General features: G+C 59.3%; 5 protein-coding genes and 1 pseudogene. 5 read left to right on the forward strand and 1 reads right to left on the reverse strand.

Annotation, left to right across the window (positions count from 1 at the left end; all coding sequences use genetic code 11):
* Both JWR14_RS15880 and JWR14_RS15885 read left to right on the forward strand, forming a co-directional pair.
* Positions 1 to 240, forward strand: a pseudogene (locus tag JWR14_RS15880) (L-rhamnonate dehydratase); the annotation flags it as partial.
* Between the two features lie 32 nt (positions 241 to 272).
* Positions 273 to 1055: an SDR family NAD(P)-dependent oxidoreductase gene (locus JWR14_RS15885; protein ID WP_299708362.1), complete on the forward strand. Its 783-nt coding sequence runs from the start codon at positions 273 to 275 to the stop codon at positions 1053 to 1055.
* On the opposite strand, the gene JWR14_RS15890 is transcribed toward JWR14_RS15885, so the two are convergent.
* Positions 1042 to 1992, reverse strand: coding sequence for a LysR family transcriptional regulator (locus JWR14_RS15890; protein WP_089161689.1), 951 nt, complete (start codon positions 1990 to 1992; stop codon positions 1042 to 1044). The two genes, JWR14_RS15885 and JWR14_RS15890, sit on opposite strands and share 14 nt — an antisense overlap.
* A gap of 170 nt (positions 1993 to 2162) precedes the next feature.
* Here JWR14_RS15890 and rhaM point away from each other — a divergent pair, with 170 nt between their 5' ends.
* The 3 genes from rhaM to JWR14_RS15905 all read left to right on the forward strand — a co-directional run.
* Positions 2163 to 2477, forward strand: a complete 315-nt coding sequence (gene rhaM, locus JWR14_RS15895; protein ID WP_299708367.1) for an L-rhamnose mutarotase — start codon at positions 2163 to 2165, stop codon at positions 2475 to 2477.
* Between the two features lie 38 nt (positions 2478 to 2515).
* Positions 2516 to 3406 (forward strand): amidohydrolase family protein, encoded by an 891-nt coding sequence (locus tag JWR14_RS15900; protein WP_299708369.1) that lies wholly within the window; start codon positions 2516 to 2518, stop codon positions 3404 to 3406.
* Between the two features lie 10 nt (positions 3407 to 3416).
* The coding region (locus JWR14_RS15905) for an ATP-binding cassette domain-containing protein (protein ID WP_299708371.1) at positions 3417 to 4087 on the forward strand (671 nt) is incomplete at its 3' end.

Genomic DNA, 4087 nt, shown 5'->3' on the forward strand with positions numbered 1-4087 from the left:
CTGGTCGTGCCGCATGGTTCATCGGTCTACAGCTATCACTTCGTGGTGACGCGGCACAATTCGCCGTTCGCGGAGTTCCTGATGATGGCGCCGAAAGCCGACGAAGTCGTGCCCATGTTCAATCCGCTGCTGCTCGATGAACCCGTGCCCGTGAATGGCCGGATGAAGGTGCCGGAGACACCGGGTTTTGGCGTACGGCTCAATCCCGAATGCACCCTTGTGCGTCCCTATACACATTGAACATTGAAGCATTGAAACACTGAGGCTAAATCGTGCTGCTAGATAACAAAGTAGTGATTGTCACTGGCGGATCGCGAGGCATTGGCCGCGCGATTGCCGTGGCGTGCGCGAAGGAAGGCGCGGACGTGGTGCTCAATTATTGGGGCGATAACGACCGCTCGTATGGACGTCTCTCGGCCGTGCAGGAAGTAGTCGGCGAGATTGAGGCGCTTGGCAGGCAAGTGATTGCGGTCGAAGGAAACGTCGCGCAGCGTGAGACGGGGCTCGAACTCGTGAAGCAGGCAGTCGATGCGTTCGGTCATGTCGACGTCCTCGCGAGCAACGCCGGCATCTGTCCGTTCCACTCGTTCCTCGACATGCCGGCATCGGTGTATGAAGCGACCATTGGCGTCAATTTGAACGGTGCGTTCTACGTGACCCAGGCTGTCGCTAACCAGATGAAACTGCAGGGTACCGGCGGTTCGATTGTCGCGACGAGTTCGATCAGCGCGCTCGTTGGCGGCGGCATGCAAACGCATTACACGCCGACCAAGGCAGGCGTCCATTCGTTGATGCAGTCGTGCGCGATTGCGCTCGGGCCTTACGGCATTCGTTGCAATTCGGTGATGCCCGGGACCATCGCGACAGACCTGAACGCGGAAGATCTCGCCGATACCGAGAAGCGCGCGTACTTCGAAAAACGGATTCCGCTCGGACGCCTGGGCGAACCCGATGACGTTGCGCAGTGCGTGACCTTCCTTGCATCGGATCGCGCACGCTATGTGACGGGCGCATCGCTGCTGGTTGACGGCGGCCTGTTCGTCAACCTTCAGTGAATGAGCCGGCCGAGTATTTGCGTAGCAGCGCGATGCAGTATTCGGCGGGTTCGCTGAGCGTTTCATGTTTGCGCCGTAACAAGCCGAAGCCCGAGAGGCTTTTGCCGATCTCGATGGGCAGTTCGATCAGCAAATGCGCGCGCAGGTAATCGCGCACCACAGACTCCGGCAGCATGGCGACGGCGTCGCTATTCTGCAGAAGCTGAAGCGTGGCAAAGATCGATGCGCACTCGACCACGTTAGAAGGCGAAGCAAGTCCGGCCCGTGCAAGCTCTTCTTCGAACAACGCGCGTGCGGGGCTGGTGATCGGTTGCAGGATCCACGGCCAGGAAATCAGCGCGTCGAGCGAGAGCGTGGTTTCATGGGCGAGCGGATGTGCGGCGCGCACGACGAGACGCATGGCTTCGCGCGAGAGGGGTTCGAAGTCGAAGTCGTTGTGCTGGAGCGGTGTGGTGAGACGGCCGAGCGCGAGATCCACTTCGCGGCGGTGCAGCAATTGCACGACCTGGTCGCTGGTCTCGCCAAGAATGCGTACGTTGAGCAGCGGCCGTTCGCTCTTGAGTTCGGCGATGGCCATGGCAAGCACGTCGGGCGCCGCACCCATGATCGCGCCAACAGTGAGTTGACCATGTCCGCCGCGCCGCTTGCTTTCGAGGTCGGCCGCGAAGCGGGTGAGGTCGGCCAGCGACCGGCGCGCATAGGCGAGCGTGGCGACACCGAGCGGGGTGGGCTGCATGCCGCGGGCGTTGCGCTCGAACAGCAGGAAGCCGAAGGCTTCTTCTATGTCGCTCAGCATGCGGCTTGCGCTCGGCTGGGCGACGTTGATGGCCTCGGCGGCCTGGTGCAGGTTGCGGGCGTCGTCGAGGGCGACAAGCAATGCGAGATGCTTGAATTTCAGGCGGTTGACGAGGGCAATCTGGGAGACGTTCTGGGTCATCGGGCGTCCTCGTTCGTCAATTTTGCGTCCGTCATGCGATTCGGTTTTGCGATCGGCTGATCCTGACTTCGGATTGTCATGTTATCAGTCGGCGAATTATAGTCGTAACGCATAAGCCGTAAGTCGGACTACGACCCAACCGGTTCAACACCTATAAAAGGCAAGCCGCAATGGAGACGATTGCGTTCAGGATGACCCTCAAACCGGGCCAGCGCGATGAATACGAGCGGCGTCATCGCGACATATGGCCCGAGCTGGCCGAGGCGTTACGCAACGCCGGGGTCCGCGACTACTGGATTTTTCTCGACGAAACCACCGGGGACCTGTTCGCCACGCTCAAGCGCGAGCGCGACCACACCATGGCCGCGTTGCCCGACTTGCCCATCATGCGCAAATGGTGGGACAGCATGGCCGACCTGATGGAAACAAACCCTGACCGCTCGCCGGTTCAAACCGCGCTCGTGCCGGTCTTCCATCTACCCTGACGCTTTTGTTTCAGCCTTTGCGGCACGAGGACATATTCATGCAGGTTGTCGATCCGCACATTCACCTTTGGGATTTGAATACCCATCACTATCCGTGGCTGGCGAACCCGGGTAAGTCGTTCGTCGGTGATGCACAAGCGCTGAAACATGACTACCTGATCGGTGATTTGCTGCGCGATGCCGGGCCGGTCCAGGTGCTCAAGCTCGTGCATGTGGATGCCAATCACGATCCCGCCGATCCGGTGGAAGAAACGCGCTGGCTGCAGCATGTTGCCGATAATGAAGGTCACGGGTTGCCGAATGCGATTGTCGCGGGCGCGGATTTATCGGCGGATAACGTGCAGGAAGTGCTCGAAGGGCACGCAGCATTCGCCAACACCCGGGGTATTCGGCAGATACTCAACGTGCACCAAAATCCACTTTATGACTACGTGGGCCGGCACTATATGCGTGAGCCGACATGGCGCAAGAACTTCGCCTTGCTGAAGAAGTATTCGATGTCATTCGATCTGCAACTCTACCCATCGCAGATGAGAGAGGCGGCTGAGCTTGCACAGGAACATGCCGACACGCAGTTCATCGTGAATCATGCCGGCATGTTTGTGGATCGTTCGTCGGTGGAGGGGTTTCGAGCATGGCGTGAAGGGCTGCGTGCGCTCGCTGCCTGTCCGAATGTGGCGGTGAAGATCAGCGGCCTTGCCATGTTCGATCATCAATGGAGTGTCGAAAGTTTTCGACCGTATGTGCTGGAGACAATTGACGCGTTCGGTTGCGAGCGCGCGATGTTCGCGTCGAACTTTCCGGTGGACCGTTTGTTTGCCACGTATGAAGGATTGTGGAACGCGTATGCGTCGATCGTAGAAGACCTGAGAGACACAGAAAAAGAAGCCCTCTTCAAAAGCAACGCAGAACGTATTTATCGCATCTGAAGGAGACAGTATGGGCAATAACAATCCGCCTCGGCTAGAGCTAAGGCACGCGAGCAAGTCATTTGGACGCGTGCGTGCGCTTGGAGACGGCAGCCTCGCTTTATGGCCGGGTGAAGTGCATGCGTTGCTTGGCGAGAATGGCGCAGGCAAGTCGACCCTCGTCAAGCTGCTTGCCGGCGTATATCAGCCGGACTCGGGCGAATTGCTGGTGGATGGGCAGGCGCGGACGTTTGCGAATCCCGCAGAAGCGCGCGATGCGGGTCTTGCTGTGATCTATCAGGAACCTACGTTGTTCGCGGATCTGTCCATCGCGGAAAACATCTACATGGGACGTCAACCACGCGACCGGATCGGCCGGATTCGCTATGACGAAATGAATCGCGAAGTGGATGCGCTGTTGCAATCGCTTGGCGTCAATCTGCGCGCGGAGCGCCTGGTGCGGGGTCTGTCCATCGCCGATCAGCAAGTGGTCGAAATCGCCAAGGCGCTTTCCCTGAACGCGAATGTGCTGATCATGGACGAGCCCACGGCGGCGTTGTCGCTGACGGAAGTGGAGCGCCTGTTTTCGATCGTGCGCGCGTTGCGTGAACGCGATGCCGCCATTCTCTTCATCACGCACCGGCTGGACGAAGTATTCGCGCTGACGCAGCGCCTGACGATCATGCGCGACGGCCTGAAGGT

The organism is Caballeronia sp. (genome assembly GCF_028292365.1).
In the GTDB taxonomy this organism is placed as follows: domain Bacteria; phylum Pseudomonadota; class Gammaproteobacteria; order Burkholderiales; family Burkholderiaceae; genus Caballeronia.